Annotated in this window: 12 protein-coding genes, 2 tRNA genes and 1 rRNA gene; 1 reads left to right on the forward strand and 14 read right to left on the reverse strand. The window is 34.6% G+C overall.

Features of this window, described 5'->3' with window-relative positions:
* Positions 1 to 52: 52 nt before the first annotated feature.
* The 5 genes from alaS to tyrS form a co-directional block, all read right to left on the reverse strand.
* The gene (gene alaS, locus MWH28_RS12070; RefSeq protein ID WP_248619643.1) at positions 53 to 2,683 is read right to left on the reverse strand and encodes an alanine--tRNA ligase; all 2,631 of its coding nucleotides are present in this window, start codon (positions 2,681 to 2,683) and stop codon (positions 53 to 55) included.
* A gap of 79 nt (positions 2,684 to 2,762) precedes the next feature.
* The gene (locus MWH28_RS12075) at positions 2,763 to 3,806 is read right to left on the reverse strand and encodes an AI-2E family transporter (RefSeq protein ID WP_248619644.1); all 1,044 of its coding nucleotides are present in this window, start codon (positions 3,804 to 3,806) and stop codon (positions 2,763 to 2,765) included.
* A gap of 13 nt (positions 3,807 to 3,819) precedes the next feature.
* Complete coding sequence (locus MWH28_RS12080; RefSeq protein ID WP_248619645.1) at positions 3,820 to 4,293, reverse strand: PRC-barrel domain-containing protein; 474 nt, start codon at positions 4,291 to 4,293, stop codon at positions 3,820 to 3,822.
* A 190-nt stretch (positions 4,294 to 4,483) separates the two neighbouring features.
* Entirely contained in the window at positions 4,484 to 5,140 is a 657-nt protein-coding gene (gene yunB / locus MWH28_RS12085) for a sporulation protein YunB (RefSeq protein WP_248619646.1), read from the reverse strand.
* Positions 5,141 to 5,193: 53 nt separating this feature from the next.
* The gene (gene tyrS / locus MWH28_RS12090; protein WP_248619647.1) at positions 5,194 to 6,414 is read right to left on the reverse strand and encodes a tyrosine--tRNA ligase; all 1,221 of its coding nucleotides are present in this window, start codon (positions 6,412 to 6,414) and stop codon (positions 5,194 to 5,196) included.
* Positions 6,415 to 6,594: 180 nt separating this feature from the next.
* Between tyrS and MWH28_RS12095 the strand changes: the two genes are divergently transcribed.
* On the forward strand, positions 6,595 to 8,961 hold the full coding sequence (locus MWH28_RS12095; protein ID WP_248619648.1) for a transglycosylase domain-containing protein: 2,367 nt from the start codon (positions 6,595 to 6,597) through the stop codon (positions 8,959 to 8,961).
* A gap of 34 nt (positions 8,962 to 8,995) precedes the next feature.
* Here the strand turns inward: MWH28_RS12095 and MWH28_RS12100 are convergent, their stop codons facing one another.
* From MWH28_RS12100 to rrf, 9 genes are all read right to left on the reverse strand, one after another.
* Positions 8,996 to 11,356, reverse strand: coding sequence for an endonuclease MutS2 (locus tag MWH28_RS12100; protein ID WP_248619649.1), 2,361 nt, complete (start codon positions 11,354 to 11,356; stop codon positions 8,996 to 8,998).
* 87 nt (positions 11,357 to 11,443) lie between these two features.
* Positions 11,444 to 12,394 carry a Nif3-like dinuclear metal center hexameric protein gene (locus MWH28_RS12105; RefSeq protein WP_248619650.1) on the reverse strand — a complete coding sequence of 317 codons (951 nt, stop codon included), beginning with the start codon at positions 12,392 to 12,394 and terminating at the stop codon, positions 11,444 to 11,446.
* A gap of 96 nt (positions 12,395 to 12,490) precedes the next feature.
* Positions 12,491 to 13,318, reverse strand: a complete 828-nt coding sequence (locus tag MWH28_RS13010; RefSeq protein ID WP_248619651.1) for a CvfB family protein — start codon at positions 13,316 to 13,318, stop codon at positions 12,491 to 12,493.
* A gap of 31 nt (positions 13,319 to 13,349) precedes the next feature.
* Positions 13,350 to 15,026, reverse strand: a complete 1,677-nt coding sequence (gene polX, locus MWH28_RS12115) for a DNA polymerase/3'-5' exonuclease PolX (RefSeq protein ID WP_248619652.1) — start codon at positions 15,024 to 15,026, stop codon at positions 13,350 to 13,352.
* A 16-nt stretch (positions 15,027 to 15,042) separates the two neighbouring features.
* Positions 15,043 to 15,531 (reverse strand): CvpA family protein, encoded by a 489-nt coding sequence (locus MWH28_RS12120; RefSeq protein ID WP_248619653.1) that lies wholly within the window; start codon positions 15,529 to 15,531, stop codon positions 15,043 to 15,045.
* A complete protein-coding gene (locus MWH28_RS12125) occupies positions 15,531 to 15,908 on the reverse strand; it encodes a cell division protein ZapA (RefSeq protein WP_248619654.1) in 378 nt (125 codons plus the stop codon). The genes MWH28_RS12120 and MWH28_RS12125 overlap by 1 nt, the downstream gene beginning before the upstream one ends.
* 153 nt (positions 15,909 to 16,061) lie before the next feature.
* Positions 16,062 to 16,137: transfer RNA gene (locus tag MWH28_RS12130), tRNA-Gly, on the reverse strand.
* A 5-nt stretch (positions 16,138 to 16,142) separates the two neighbouring features.
* Positions 16,143 to 16,227, reverse strand: a tRNA-Tyr gene (locus MWH28_RS12135).
* Between the two features lie 111 nt (positions 16,228 to 16,338).
* Positions 16,339 to 16,455 (reverse strand): 5S ribosomal RNA (rrf, locus tag MWH28_RS12140).
* Positions 16,456 to 16,636 lie beyond the last annotated feature (181 nt).

Consider the following 16,636-nt stretch of genomic DNA (forward strand, 5'->3'; position numbering starts at 1 on the left):
CTATTAATAGTCTTCCTGCTATATATATTCTTTATACATTTTATTTTTCCTGTTAATTAGCTACAATAATCTCTTTTGCTTTTTCTAAAGCAGCAGTTAGCTTATCAGGTCGACTACCACCAGCTTGAGCCATAGTAGGACGACCACCGCCACCACCACCAGCAACTTGAGCAACTTGTCCAATAATCTCTCCAGCATGATACCCTTGCTCTACTAAATCATCAGTTATCATAGCTACAAAAGCTACCTTCTCTTCTACTTTAGATCCTAAAATAATTATTCCTGAATCCAACTCTTGTTTCAAATTATCTCCCATCTTTCTTAATCCTGCATTATCCAATCCATCCACACCATCTATCAATACATTGACTCCATTAATCTCTTCAACCTTAGAAATTAAATCTTCACTTTGCGAAGATGCTAATTTATCTTTTAAACTAGTGATTTCTTTTTCCAAACTCTTTAATTCATTTTGTAAACTAACTACTTTATCTACAATTTCATCTGGATTTGCCTTTAGCTTAGTAGCTACATCAGCAATCATATCTTCTTGTTGCTGAACATAATTCAATCCTTCTTGTCCAGTCACTGCTTCAATCCTTCTGACACCAGCTGCAATCCCTGATTCATCTAAAATCTTAAAGAAACCAATCTCTCCAGTCTGATCTACATGTGTTCCACCACATAACTCCAAGCTATAATCTCCTATTTTAACAACTCTAACTTGTTCTCCATATTTTTCTCCAAATAAAGCTGTTGCTCCTACTTCTTTAGCTTGCTCTAACTCCATCTTCTCTATCTTCATTGCTAAATTAGCTATAATTTTTTGATTGACTACCTCTTCTACCTTACGTAACTGCTCTTTAGTTACAGCCTCAAAGTGAGTAAAATCAAATCGTAATCTGTTAGGAGTTACTAATGAACCAGACTGCTTGACATGATCTCCTAATACTTCCTTTAAAGCCTGCTGTAATAAATGAGTTGCAGTATGATTTCTAGCAGTAGCAACCCTTAATTCTGAAGTAATCTGAGCCTTAACTTCAGCTCCTACTTCTAAACTACCTGCCTCTAACTCAACTTGGTGAACAATTACATCAGCAATCTCTTGAACATCTATTACCTTTAGACTAGCAGAGTCAGTTTCTATAATCCCCTTATCGGCAACTTGTCCTCCACTCTCTGCATAAAAAGGAGTCTTCTCTAAGATCACTTTAGCTTCTTCTCCAGCAGTTATCTTTGTAACTTGTTGTTCATCTTTTACAATTCCTAACACTTCCGTTCTTACTGCTTGCTCCTCATACCCCACAAATTGACTTGCTCCTAAACTCTTTCTTAAATCTTTAAATAACTCCAATTCACCATGGCCTTGATCATAGTCTTCCCTAGCTTCTCTAGCTCTATTACGCTGTTGCTGCATAGCTTTTTCAAATCCATCAAGATCAACTTTAAAATCCTGTTCAGAGGCAATCTCCTCTGTCAATTCTACAGGAAAACCATATGTATCATACAACATAAAGACTTTATCACCAGGAATTTGATCTAAATTATCTTCTTTTAATTCCGCAATAACTTCATCTAACATATTCATTCCTTGTTCTAGCGTCTCCTCAAAGCGAAGTTCTTCTTGTTTGATAATCTTTACAATCTGTTCTTCTCGCTTAACTAACTCAGAATAATGATCTCCCATAACTTCAACTACAACTGCTACAATTTTATGTAAGAAAGGAGCTTCTAACCCTAATACCTTAGCATATCTCACCGCTCGTCTTAATACTCTTCTAACAACATAACCTCGCCCCTCATTTGAAGGTAAGGCCCCATCTCCAATAGCAAAAGTAATACTTCTGATATGATCAGCAATTACCTTAATTGCTAAATCAGCCTCTTTAGATTCTCCATACTCTACATCACAATTTTGAGTAATAAACTCTATCATTGGCATAAATAGATCGGTTTCAAAGTTAGTTGGAGCACCTTGTAACAAAGAGGCTAATCGCTCTAATCCCACTCCAGTATCAATATTCTTATTAGGTAGGTCTAAATATTCCCCATCTTCAGTCTTATTGTATTGAGTAAATACTAAGTTCCAAACCTCCAAATACCGATCACAATCACAACCTAACTTACACCCATCAGGGCAGCCAAATTCTATCCCACGATCATAATGAATTTCAGAGCATGGTCCACACGGGCCAGTCCCAATTTCCCAGAAGTTTTCATCCTTATCCATTCTGACAATTCTATCTTTAGGAATCCCAATATCTTGATGCCAAATCTCAAAAGCACGATCATCATCTTTATAAATTGAAATCCACAGCTTATCAACTTCCAAACCTAATTCCTCGGTCAAAAATTGATAAGCCCACTCAATAGCCTCTTCTTTAAAATAGTCACCAAAAGAAAAGTTACCTAACATTTCAAAGAAGGTATGGTGGCGGGCAGTCTTTCCTACATTTGTAATATCATTAGTTCTAATACACTTCTGTGAAGTAGCAATCCTAGAATTAGGTGGTGTAGCACTTCCATTAAAATAATCTTTAAAAGGTGCCATCCCTGCATTAATCCATAACAAAGTAGGATCATCCTGAGGAACTAATGGAGCACTTGGCAAAACTTGATGTCCTTTATCAGCAAAAAAATCTAAAAATTTCTGTCTTATCTGAGTACTGCTCATTTCAATCATTTCAACAACCTCCTATTAACAAAAATTACAAATTAATTATCAACTTCAGTTAAACTTAAATTACATAATACTAAAAATGCTATCTATTGTCAACTGTAATTAATATTTCATAAAATAGATAATTAAGCACTTCTTTAATGATTGCTATAGCAGGAATAGCAAGTAACATTCCTATGATCCCAAACAACTCTCCGCCAGCTAATAAAGAAAAAATAATCAAAACCGGATGCAAACCTAATTCATCACCCATAACTTTAGGAGAAATAATATTACCTTCTAATTGTTGAATCACAAAAAATAGTACAATAACCCACAATACTAACTTAAAGGAATCAAAAGAAGCAACTATTATCGCTGGTAATGTTCCAATAAAAGGGCCAAAGTAAGGAATTACATTAGTGATCCCTGCAAAAATTCCAATTAACAGAGCAAACTTAACATCTAGTATGTATAAACCCAACATTGCTAACAGACCTACTAATAAACTAACAATTAACTGCCCCTTTAAAAAACAGAATATGGTCAAATTAATTCTCTCTAATAACTTTTGTAATCCTAATCGATAATCTCTTGGAATTAATGACCACCAAGCTCGTTGTATCACACTCAAATCTTTTAAAATATAAAAGGAAAGAACCGGGGCCAACAATAAACTCAACATTCTAGAAACAAGTCCAATAATAGTCTGACTAGTCCGTTCAATAAATTGCAAACTAATCTCTTCTAATCTATCAACAACCCTAATTAAGAGTAGATTGATTGTCGGTGGTAAATTAAACTGTTCATATCGCATATTGATTCTATCAATTATCTCCTGTAACCTTTGAATATATATAGGTAGTTTATAGGTTAAAACCTCTAACTCTTCAATCAAAGCAGGAACTACTATAGCACCAGTCAACCCTAAAACTGTCCCTACAACTCCAAAAATAAAGATCAAAGCACCTAACCTTGGTAGATTTTTATCAATTAATTTATTGATAATCGGATTAATTAAATAAGCCAATAATATTGCTAATACAAAAGGCAATAAAATAACCCTGACCCGATATAAAAAAATTATTATTAATAATAAACAAACTAATAATATTGCCTTCTTATTCTTCAGTTTAGCTCCCTCCAACAGCTAGAAATATTTAATTCCCATTAGTTACAATAATTATATCTTCTCCATAAGTTAATTCAATTTCAGCAAATAGAATAAGTTTTCTTCCAGTTAAAATATCTTGAATTAATCCATCAGTCAACTCATAACCTAACAACTTCTGATCTTGATCAATAATCACATCTTCAACGGCCCCTAAAACCTGACCTTCTTCTGTTATTACTTCCTTGCCCATAACTTCTTTTCCAGAATTTAAACTTGCTACACTCTTTTCTGCTTGCTTTAAATCCCTCTTATTATTAATAACAACAATATCCTTCCCTAAGGTATATAAAGACTTTTGAGGAATCAATCGAGCTCCTTTCCAAAGTTTATTATTTTTAGCTTTCACCCCTAATAACTCTTTTTTTTCTGGGGAGAAAAGAATATCTACTACCTTCCCAATAAGCTCCCCATCTTCTAAATCAACTATCGGCAACCCAATTAATTCTTGCCCCCGTCTCATCCTAAACTTCTCATCCTCTCATCCACATAGAGTTATCTTTTATTATAACCAGCTTCTTCATATCTAACACATATGAATTTGAGTTTAAGTTTAAGTAACCCATTTAAAAAATAGTTTCCTCAATAATAAAGAAAGCAAGCTTACGCTTGCTTGGAATCATTCTCAATCTAGCACTATTAAATTTTTGATTTCACTCCCCTTTTGTAATCGTCCCTTCCTCAAATATTCCTTCTTCTAAACCTACATAAACCTCTGGTACTTGACCTACAATAATTGCTTCGGTCAATGGAATATCAGTATCTACCTGTACTTGTGTGGTCAATAAAGGAACAACTACACTTGCTTCAGTTTTAACTTCTAAATAAATCTTATGTCGTGTTTGATTAATTCCAGCTGATTGAAAATCATCTTGTATATTAGTTTTTACATAACCATAAGGGATAATCTCTGCAGTCACTAATGGACTGTAACGAGAAAGAATCTCAAATCCAAAGATCTGAAAGAGAGGAATTTCAACAGTTCTACTATGGGCCTTATCTAATATCTGTTGAATCCCTACAGCAATATTAGATGAAAGATCATTTACAGCCTGCAAATTAGGCTGCATCATAATTATATGACCTTCGCGGTTAGTCTGAATCGTAACCAAATCATTATATTTTAATGTATCGGTCTCCTCATTAACTGCTTCATTAATAATTGTTGTTAACATTCCTGTTACATCAGATTTATAAATGTTATGTAACCCCGGCTGTAATTTAGTCTCAATCAAAAAGATAGCAGAAACTACCATAATGATAATTATAATTAAACCAACCATAATTAACTTTTTAAAAGGGATTTGCATAGAATCACCTCTTTACTATTGTATTAGTTAAAGGGTGATTCTGTGTCTAATTCTTAGATTAAATTTATTTTTGCAAATCTACGCTTTCCAACTCTAATGATCATTCCATCTTCAACTTCAAGATCTAGATTTATCTGATCATACTTGTCACCATCAATTTTTACTGCTCCCTGCTTAATCATCCTTCTTGCTTGACTATTACTATCGACCAAACCAGTAGCAGCTACTAATTTAACTATCCATAATTGACCATCTTCTAAATCTTGACTAGAAATATCAACTTCAGGAATATCTTCAGGTAAATCCCCTTGCTTAAATACCTTCTCAAACTCCTTTTCAGCTTCTAAAGCTGTTGTTTGATCATAATATTTACTGACAATCTCCCGACCTAACCTCTTCTTTGCTTTCATTGGATGCAATTCTCCATTAGCTAGATTTTCTTTGACTTCTGCTAATTCTTCTAAAGATAGATCTGTCAATAACTCAAAATAACGCCCAATCAACTCATCTGGCATCGACATCGTCTTGCCATACATCTCTTGAGGTTTTTCATCAATTCCAATATAGTTACCCTTACTCTTACTCATCTTATCAACACCATCTAGTCCTTCTAATAAAGGCATCATAATTACAACCTGTGGATCTTGTCCATGCTCTTTTTGCAAATTACGTCCTGCTAATAAATTGAACTTCTGATCAGTTCCACCTAACTCTACATCAGCTTTAATTGCTACAGAATCATATCCCTGTAATAAAGGATAAAAGAATTCATGGATGCTGATCGATTGATTATTTTGATAGCGATTAGAAAAATCTTCTCTCTCTAACATTCGAGCCACTGTATATTTAGAAGATAACTCAATAGCATCAGCAAAATCTAACTCTTTAAACCACTGACTATTAAAGACAACCTCCGTCTTCTCAGGATCTAAAATTTTAAAAATCTGTTCTTCATACGTCTTAGCATTCTCCTTAACTTCTTCTTTTGTCAGTTGTTTTCTAGCTGAAGATTTTCCAGTTGGATCACCAATTCTTCCCGTAAAATCTCCAATCAATAAATAGATTTCATGACCTAGGTCCTGAAATTGCTTTAATTTCTGTAAAACAACAGTATGGCCTAAATGAATATCAGGTGCTGATGGATCTAAACCCAACTTAACCCTTAAGGCTCGTCCTTCCTCTTTAGCTTCTTTTAATTTATCCTGTAGTGTATCCTCTCCAATTATTTCAGCTGTACCACGTTTAATTATTTCTAATTCTTTACTAATATCCATCTTATTTCCTCCTGTCATAATATTCTAGATGTATTAAAAAGTAGTATTAATCATATCATATTGTATCATAACTAAATCTTAATATCAATTATAGAAAATGCTACCTAACACAAATCAAAAATCGACTATATATAATGATAATTTTATGTTATAATAATTTGAGAGAGAGGAGGAAGTAGCATGGCCAAAGGAAAATTAAAACAGTTAATCATTATTTCAATTATATTATTTATAGCTGTTAGTACGGGAGCGGTAGTTGGTACTGTAACTTGGGTTATCAGCCAAAGCCCTGACATATCTGAATATGGCCAGTGGACGACTGCTGAAAGTACAACAATTTATACTGCTGATGGAGAAGTCTTAACTAGGTTATACGAACAAGACAGAGTTTATGCTCCTTTATCAGAAGTACCAGAGGATTTAGAAAATGCAATCGTAGCTATTGAAGATGATCGTTTTTATGATCATTACGGAATCGATGTTAGAGGTATCTTAAGAGCTCTTAGTGTAAATTTACGTCATAGAGCTACAGTTGAGGGGGCCAGTACTATTACTCAACAATTAGCCAAAAATGCATTATTAACCCCAGAAAGACTCTATTCTCGTAAATTACAAGAGATGTATATCGCACTACAGTTCGAACGTAAATATACTAAAGATGAAATCTTAGAATTTTACTTGAATGAAATATTCTTGGGTCATAGTGTCTATGGAGTTCAAAATGCAGCTAACTTTTATTTCAACAAGGATGTTGATGAGTTAACTTTAGCTGAGTCTGCTCTAATTGCTGGATTACCACGAGCACCTAATTACTATTCTCCTTATAGAAATCCAGATGAAGCTATTAGAAGACGAAATGTAGTCTTAAACCGAATGCTTGAACAAGGCTACATTACTGCCGAAGAAGCAGAAAAAGCTAGCCAAGAAGAACTTAACCTTGAACAGGGAGAAGAAGATGATAATAATGATAATATAGCACCTTATTTCGTTGAGCATATAAGAAAAGAATTACTTGATGAATTTGGAGCAAGAAAGGTCTATACTGGTGGTTTAGAGGTTCATACAAGTTTAGATTTAGAGATGCAAAAACAAGCTGAAGAAACTGTTAAGCAAGCAATAGAATCTGGAGAAATTCCAACAGGTGAAGAAGGAGAAAGTCAACCACAATTATCTCTAATCACACTTGATCCCCATACAGGTTATATTAAAAGTATGATTGGGGGCCGAAATAATGACCAATTTAATCGAGCAACACAGGCATATCGCCAGCCTGGCTCTGCCTTTAAACCTTTTGTCTATACAGAGGCAGTTAAGGATGGAGCAGGAACAGGAACTGTTGTTGACGATACCCCTAAAGAATATAGAACTGATTTAGATGGGAGAGATAGTTGGATTCCTAGAAATGTTAATGATCAATATTTAGGGCCAACTACTTTACGGACTGGATTAGCACGTTCGATCAATGTAATGACTGTTAGATTACTCGATGAAGTAGGGATTAGTAATACAATGCAAACAGCAAGAGAGATGGGAATCAGAAATATTATTCCTGAGGATAGAAACTTATCCCTTGCTTTAGGAGGATTAACCAAAGGTGTCAGCCCATTAGAGATGGCTACTGCTTATGGTACACTAGCTACTGGTGGCATCAAAGCTGAACCAATAGCAATTACTAAGGTTCTTGATAATCGTGGTAATGAAATCTATAATAATCCCCCTTCCAAAGATATCGTTCTTGAACAGTCAGAAGCTTATTTAGTAACAGATATGCTTAAATCTGCTGTTGCTAGAGGCCCTGATATTTGGGGAACTGGTTGGAGAGCTTATTTAGGAAGACCAGCTGCTGGTAAAACTGGAACTACTTCTAACTATTCTGATGCTTGGTTTGTCGGTTATACCCCAGATCTAGTAACCAGTGTCTGGCTAGGAGAAGATTCACCTAAAAGAATGGAATATCCGCAAAGAGATGATGAAGGTAATGTTATCACTGATGATAATGGCAATCCACAAACAGAAATTATCGCCAGTGGGCACGCTGCCCAATTATGGGGCGATTATATGAGAAATGTAGTTCAGGGAAGACCGGTCGCAGAATTTGAACGACCTAATAATATTATCACCAAAGAAATCAATAGTAAAAGTGGTCAATTACCTGGCCCTTATTGTCCAGAACACACAATTACAGATGAATTATTTATAGAAGGAACAGAACCGACTGAAACTTGTGAACTTCATAAAGAAACAGAAGAGATTGAAATCAATACTGAAACAGGAGCTATTGCAACAGAATATTGTCCAGAAGATGAAGTTGAGACAAAAGAATATCAAGTAGAAACTGGAATTATAGTGGATGAAGATGGGGTTCCAATTAGAAAAGTTGATCCCGAAACACAAGTCCCATTAACTGATGATGATGGAGATTATATTTATAAAACAATACCTGAAGAAGAATGTTCTGAACACCTTCCAGATGATGAAGAAATTGAAGAAGATAATACTAGGAATATGAGAGATCAAATTTTAGACTTTTTTAATACTTTAAGATAAAGTAAAGGAGGGCCAAATGGCCCTCCTTTTTCATTTAAAAATTAACTATTGTTACTCCTGTTCCCCCTTCTTTCGGTCGACCTAATCTATATTCTCTAACTCCAGGATATTGCCCTAATGTTTCATGAACTACCTCCCTTAAGGTACCCGTTCCCTTACCATGAATGATTTCTGCTTGATTCAAATTAGTCAACATTGCATCATCTAAATACTTATCTAATTTATTTTTAGCCTCTAGTGCCCTTAAGCCACGTAGATCTAACTTAGGGGATATATTTCTAGACTTAGTTGCTTTAATACTGTTCGCATTAGTCTTTTTCTCATTCTTTTGTTTAGAGCTTTTAATTTTTTCTAACTCTCTTAAATCAACATTTAACTTCATGATCCCTGCCTGTACAACTGCCTCTTCTTTCTCTGCGTACAACTCTATTACTTCTCCCTCTTTATTTAAATTTCTGACCTTAACTTGATCACCTACTTTTAGCTCAGGGATCTGGCGTGCCTGCTTAGCTTCTTCTGCCAATTCGTTGGCTTTTTGCTTAACTTCCTTTCTACCTTCCCTTAATTTGCTCTTAGTAGCTTCAATCTCTCGATCTGATAATTGCTGTTTTTCCTTCAATTCCTCAATTATTCCTTTAGCTTGTTGTTGAGCCCGTTTAATAACTTTATTTGCTTCCCGATAAGCTTCTTTTAATTCCTTCTCTTTTCTCTCCTCTAGATTCTTTAATTTAGTCTCATATTCATCCTTTAATCGCTCAACTTGTTGCCTCTTCTCTTCAGCTTCCTCTTTTTTATCATGATACTCTCTTTTATCACTCTCTATCTCTTTGATTACTTGATCTAACCTAGCATCTTCTTGATTTAAAAATTGACTGGCCTTCTCTATAACTTCATCTTTAAGTCCCAATCTACTAGCAACTTCAAAGGCATTACTACGACCAGGCAATCCCATCTGCAAATTATAAGTAGGCTGTAATGTCTCTACATCAAATTCAACCGAAGCATTCTCTACCCCTTGATTATTATAAGCATACGTCTTTAATTCACTATAATGAGTAGTAGCTACCGTTTTGGCACTCTTTTGATGTAAATAATCAAGTAAAGACATCGCCAGTGCTGCCCCCTCTACTGGATCAGTTCCAGCTCCTAATTCATCTAATAAGACTAGGGAATCATCCTCTACTTGATCAATGATCTTAGTTATCTGTTTCATATGGGAAGAAAATGTACTTAAATTCTGTTCTATACTCTGCTCATCACCGATATCGGCATAGATCTGCTCAAAAACCCCAATCTTTGAACCAGATAAAGCAGGAATATGTAAGCCGGATTGAGCCATCAATGTCAATAATCCTACCGTCTTTAAGGTAACTGTCTTTCCTCCAGTATTTGGCCCGGTAATAACTAAAGTATTAAAGTCATCACCTAAATGAACATCAATCGGAACTACATCTTCAGTTAATAACGGATGACGAGCTTTTATTAAATCAACATTTCCTTCTTGACTCAATAACGGCTCAGCTGCATCTAACTCTAAACTATATCTTGCTTTAGCAAAAATAAAATCTAGAATTGATAATATTTGAACTGTATCTTTAATCTCTTTTAACTTAGCTTTGACCTTAAAGCTAAGCTCTTGTAAGATTCGATAGACCTCTTGCTCCTCTTGAGACATTAACTGCCGCAACTTATTATTAAGCTTAACAATCGGCATCGGTTCAATAAATACTGTCTGACCACTTGCCGATTGGTCATGGACAATTCCAGGAAATTTTTGTTGATATTCCCGTTTAATAGGAATAACATATCGCTCATCTCTAATTGTAACTACTTGCTCTTGAATATACTTTTGGTAACGATTAGAATTAATCATCGAATTTAATTTATCTTTAATTTGATCACTGCTCTTTCTCATCTCAGTTCTAATCTCCCTTAATTTAGAACTGGCTGAATCCTTAACATTCCCTTGATTATCAAGAGCAGACTTAATACTTCGCTCAAGCTTTTTAAACCTACCAAGCGAAGTTGCTAGTTTAGTTATTCTATAATACTCATCATCTTCATCCTCTAAACTCAAAAAATAATTATTCAATCTATGAGCTGTAATTAATGTATTCAAGATTGACAATAACTCTTCACCAGCTAAAACCATCTCTTTATCGACCTTTTTTAAATAAGATCGAATATCACGAATTCCAGCCAAAGGGGGCTCATCTTCCCTAGTTAAAATTTTCTTAGCTTGAGTTACCTCCTCCTGCCTTGCTATAATATAATCTAAATCAGTTGCCGGTTTCATATTTTTTACAAAAGTTTCAGTTAATTTAGATGTGATATGTTCTTTTAATTGCTCTTTAATTTTATCAAACTCTAGAACATCCAATGCATGTTTATCCATCAGTTAGATCATCCCCTTATCTAAAACTAATTAAAAGCCTTTAATCTAATTAGATTAAAGGCTTTTATTTTAAATACTTAAAGTCTCTTATCTACTAACTCGTATTAACCCTGAACAAGGAACAACTTCTACTCCTTGCTCTTCTAGTTGATCAGCAAATAAATTCATCCCTACAGAATCACTTGCCATATGACCAGCAATAATTACATTGATATGGTTCTCTTCTGCTTTCTTACGATGTTCTTCACCAATATGCATACAGACTAAAGTCCCTACACCAGCTTGGGCCAACTTCTCAAAAGCTTTCTTAGAACCACCTGTTCCCCCTGTCATCTCTACTACTACCTTCCCAGCACTTCTCTTTTCATCTCCAACGACTACATTAGGGCCAGCTTTTAACTTAGTTGCTTCCTTATATTCCGGAATCTCCTTCAATAATTCAACAACATCTCCTACAGTCTCAAGATCAGCTTGATCAACTTTATTTTGCAAAAAGTCAACAACCAAATTATCTGAAGGTGTATGAACACAGATCAACGGTAGATCGAATAATTTAGCTGCATCCCTAGCTTTATTATGATTTAAAGGCATTATACCTCGCTTTACTTCACTAATTCTTTTAGCCATAATTCCTTCAGCTACATTGATTGGCACTCCTAAATCATGCAAAATTTCCTCTTGCATATGCATTACTTCATGTAATCCAGCCAATGCCTTACCACCTGGATGGTGAGCAATTACAGCATCTATCTTCGTTCCCTTCTCAGTCAATCTATCTGCTAACAAAACCTCACCTGTATCAATATCAATCCCCATCAAGACCCTTTCAACCTCTGCCTCTTCATCACCTGTCAAAATTCTAGTATCAGGATAAGGGTTTTCTAAACTATCTTGATCAAAAAATTCTTTCTCTTCTTCATCCAACTCTTTATATTCTTCTTCTACCTTTTTTAATACCTTCTTCACCTCAGCCTCATCTCGAGGATCAACATCCATCCCCGATTTAACTGCTAATTCGTAAATCTCCTTTAGTTTCATTCCCCAACCTCCATTCTTTATAGGCATCTAATCTTAAGTTGAACTTTTTTAATATTTTTTACTAGTCACTGTCATTCAACTGTACAGTTGAATGACTTATTTTTTTAATTTAATTCCTTCTTTAGTTATATCTATAATTTTTTCCTTATACAGTCCACCAATCGCCTTCTTAAAACTGCCCTTACTCATCTGCAATTTATCTTTAATTGCTTGTGGTGAACTCTTATCATGTAACGGTAAAAATCCATCCTCTGCTACTAATTGTTTGAGGATTTTTTCTTTAGCATCTTCAATTCTACCATAACCTATCTTCCTCAGACTAACATCAATCTTTTTATCTTCCCTAATCTTTTTGATATATCCTGTAGTCTCTTGACCAACTTCTAATTCCCGATAGAGATCATTATTATAGATCAGACCATAATGTTTATTATTAATAATCACTTTAACCCCTAAATCAGTGAATTTATAAATTAAAAGATCTACCTTATCTCCTTCGCTAAAGGCTATCTGCTCTCGTTCTATAAATTTATCAAGCAGTTGGCTAGCAGTTATCCGGTCAGTCTTTTGATCCACAAAGACCCTCACAACATAACTCTTACCCTCTTTCATCTTACCTTCCTGTTCAGCAAAAGGAACAAAGAGATCCTTTTCTAAACCCCAATCTAAAAAAGCACCTACTCGATTGACCTCCTTGACCTTTAAATAAGCAAATTCACCAACTTTGGCCTCCGGGGTTAATGTAGTGGCAATATTTCTTTCTTGAGAATCCTTATAAATAAATACCTCTAACTCATCCCCTATTTCAGTTCCAGTAGGAACATACTTAAGGGGTAATAATACTTCCTCATCATCAATATCTAAATATACTCCAAAATCTGTCCGCTTTATTACTTCTCCTTGATTAAATTTTCCTAACTTCACTATTACTATTACAACTCCTTTATAATTTTTATTACTTCCTCTTTAATATTTTCTGCAGTTCTTGCAAATTAAATGTATTAACTACATCCTCACTCTCTAACCATCCCTTCCGAGCAACCCCTACTCCATAATCTAAATTATCAAGTTGTCTAATCTGATGAGCATCAGTATTAATTACAACTTTGGCCCCTAACCTCTTAGCTAACTTAACATCTTCAGCATTAAGATCCAACCTCTTAGGAGAAGAGTTAATTTCTAATATAGTATTCGTTTCAACAGCCTTTTTAATTACTCTTTCCATCTCAACCCCATAAGGTGGTCGCTTTAAAACCAAACGCCCAGTAGGATGCCCTAAGATATCAACATAAGGATTCTCTAAAGCTCTAAAAATCCTCTCCATTATTTGAGTAGGAGAGTTATTAAACCTTCTATGTATAGAAGCAACCACAAGATCTAACTCCTCCAAGACTTGATTGCTATAATCCAGTCCATCTTCTAAAATATCAACTTCAATCCCTTTTAAAATAGTTATCTCCAATCTTTGATTCAACTTATCAATCTCTTCTGCTTGCCTTTTTAGTTGTTCCACACTCAATCCATTAGCTACCTGCAAGGACTTGCTATGATCACAGATAGCTAAATACTGACAGCCCCTCTGTTGGCAAGCTCTAGCCATCTCTTCGATTGTATGGCTTCCATCACTCCACTGGGAGTGCATATGTAAATCTCCTTTAATATCAGCCACCTCTATACTTTCAGGCAGCTGATTCTGCTCTGCCTGTTCTAAACTAGCTAAATCATCCCTCAGTTCTGGGATAATATAAGGAAAACCTCCCAGTTTAAAGAGTTCTGCTTCACTTTGAATCTGAACAACTTCTTTCTTAACTGCAGAGAAATCAATTAACTCTTTTAATCGTTCATTATATTCCTCAGTCCCTGTTAATTCAAATAGTTTAAAATAAAATTGCTCTTTGCTTGCTAACACAATTCTAATTGCTATTCCAAACTCAGTCATTAAAACAGCTTCTTCATCTTCTTGTAATTGTAATTCATAAAAAGTCAGCTCTTTAATAGCAACAAAGGCTTCAGAAAAATCATCACTCTCCACTACCAATAAAACCTCAGTTACCACTTCTAAATTTCTTCTTATCTCACCTGCAATTTTCACTTTAGATACAGATTTTAACTGACTTAGATAATCCATTACTCCACTTGCTAATTCAGTAGCTAAACCTAAGTCAACCTTGCCCTTATTGTCAAGTAATCTATTAGCTCCCTCTAAAATCTTATCTTCTGTCTTAGCTCCTATTCCTGATATCTGTGATAGTTGGCCCGATTCCGCTTTAGATTTCAAATCAGCTAAGTTATCAATCTCTAACTGATTATAAATCTTTCTCACCTTGCTAGAACCTAAACCAGAGACCTCAAGTAAACTGATCAAACCAACAGGGTATTCATCAGTTAGTTCTTGATAATAACGACAATTTCCTGTTAAAACTATTTCGTTTATTTTTTCAGCCAAGCTCTCTCCAATCCCCGGTAAGGAATCTAATTTCTCTTGCTCCACTAAAGACTTAATATCAATTTTCAGTTCCTTAATTATCTTACTAGCTTTTTCATAAGCAGCAACTTTATAATTATTTTCTCCTTTTATTTTTAACAATTTTGCAATATTAGATAACATTAAACTAACATTTAAGTTATTCATCTTTGCTCCTCCAAGGTTAATATTGAGAAAATTCAATTATCTTTTCTTCAATTACAGGGTTTAATTGTAATAACTTAGGAGCGAAATAAGATAGTTCTAACTGCTCCTCTATCATTTCTAATGGTATAACCTCTAAGAGTAGAACTAAAATATAACTAATTATAAATGCCTTAAAAAAACCAGCAACTACTCCTACCAAATTATCAATAATAGATAAAGGAATAATATCCAAAACCTGACTTAAAATATGACCGACATAATTAACAAAAAAACTTACAGTTACAACAAGCAATATAAAAGAAATAATCTCTGCTAACTTAAACTCTAAACTAAATTTCTGATTGATAAAGTTAGCAAAAACACCATACTGCTCAAAAGCAATATAACCGCCCAGTATTATTCCTGAAATTATTGTTATTTGCTTGATTAATCCCAAATGATATCCTTGAACCATAAGTATAAAAAATAAACTAAAGACTATTACATCAATCAAATTAAACTCCACTAATCTAGTTCTCCTTTCTCAACTAATGCCAAAAAATCATTATACTCTTCTTGAATCTTTTGATAATTTTCTTTTAACTCCCTATATTCAGCAAGTACCTCTTCATAATTATTCCTGGTTTTAGTATATTCTTTTTCCAATTTCTTATACGCATCTTGAACTTTATACAGTTTATTTGCTAAATTCATAGCACCTAAAACCATAATCCTATTCCGAGGAATAGAATTGTTAACCTCTTTTATCTCTTGCATATGCTCATCAACAAAAGAAGCTAAGTTTGAAATATATTCTGCTGACTCATTCCCCTTAATCACATACTCTTCTCCTAAAATTTCAACTTTAGCTTTAGCTTTATTAGAAAACTTCTCCTCACTCAATGCTATTACCTCCACCACAAGCTTTTAAGAACTAATTTAACAACTATGTATTATTTCAATAAATTAGTCTAAAATTCCTCCTTTATCCTCATATAATATAAAAAAACCTCGTTATCATCTACTAGATAACAAGGTTGAGTTCTTAAAATAAAATGGAGCGAAAGACGGGATTCGAACCCGCGACCTTCTCGTTGGCAACGAGACGCTCTGCCAGCTGAGCTACTTTCGCATAAATGGTGGAGGGGGAAGGATTCGAACCTTCGAAGGCGTCGCCGGCAGATTTACAGTCTGCTCCCTTTGGCCACTCGGGAACCCCTCCATATATTCAATTAATAGATAATAACTAATAGTAAATAGTTAAAATCAAACTCTTTTAAATTCTTGAAGTTCAACTATTCTCTATTCACTGTTCACTATTATCTGGTTTAAATTCTAGCAGTGACCTACGCTCCCACAAGGCTGCCCCTGCAGTACCATCGGCGCTGGAAGACTTAACTGCCGAGTTCGAAATGTGATCGGGTGTTGCCCTTCCGCAATTACCACTAGAATCTTATTCAATTTACAATTTATAATGTACAATGAACAATTAAAAGACTTAATTCCTCTGTCATTTTAATTATCAATTATCAATTGTACATTGTTAATTGGTTGTATTGGTACCCCCAAGGGGATTCGAACCCCTGTCGCCAGGATGAAAACCTGGTATCCTAGGCCACTAGACGATGGGG

Source organism: Natroniella sulfidigena, assembly GCF_023223645.1.
GTDB lineage: Bacteria > Bacillota > Halanaerobiia > Halobacteroidales > Halobacteroidaceae > Natroniella > Natroniella sulfidigena.